Source organism: Vibrio sp. D173a, from assembly GCF_030248475.1.
This window is the reverse complement of the sequence record NZ_JAHGAH010001367.1, coordinates 1-787: the sequence shown is the minus strand read 5'-3', so window position 1 is coordinate 787 and position 787 is coordinate 1. Positions and strand designations below refer to the sequence as shown.

Sequence of the window (787 nt, the reverse complement as noted above, 5' to 3'; positions counted from 1 at the left end):
TTGGCAGGTTTTATGGAAGCTTACCCGGGGCTTAAGGTTGACTTGAGACTGTCTGACACAGTGGTCGATATGGTCGAGGGTGGCTTTGATATTGCGATTCGTATCTCTGAGCTCAAAGACTCTTCTTTGATTGCTCGAAAGCTTGCGCCGGATGATCGTATTATCTGTGCCTCTCCTGATTACTTAATCAAATATGGTAAGCCAGTCACTCCTCAAGACTTAAACGATCATCAGTGTAACAGTTTGATCGGGCTTGAGAACTGGACGTTTCAGACTGAGACAGGGCCTGTCACAGTAAAAGCGAGTGGTCCATTTCGTACTGATAATGGTGAGGCTTTGAGAGATGCTGCTATTGGCGGAATTGGTCTAGCCATTGCCTCAACATGGTGTGTTTACGATAAGCTAAAAAGTGGTGAGCTTGTTCGCGTGCTAGACGACTACCCGCTCACATCTGAGCCATCTATTTGGGCTGTCTATCCTAGTTCGCGTCTATTGGCGCCGAAAGTACGTGCATTCATTGATTATTTCTCTGAGCACTATGGAACGCCACCATACTGGGACAATTGAGTTTAGAGCAGTAAAAGTCCCGCATCATAGCGGGCTTTGTAGTATCTGTAGGTGATTAATTGATGACTGGATTAAGCAAGCTTTTCAGCAAGAGTGCGTTCAATCGACTCAATAACCAATTGTGACTTGTTACCACGAGTTGCATCTGGATGTGGGTTTGCAAACACACCATTGTCGTTGTCAAAATACTTACCGTGAGCGTTGGCAAACTCGTCTGACA

1 protein-coding gene is annotated in these 787 nt (G+C 45.6%); it reads left to right on the top strand.

The features are described 5' to 3' along the window. The coding region (locus tag KIV40_RS33410) for a substrate binding domain-containing protein (protein WP_285353703.1) at positions 1-567 on the top strand (567 nt) is incomplete at its 5' end. Between the last annotated feature and the right edge of the window lie 220 nt (positions 568-787).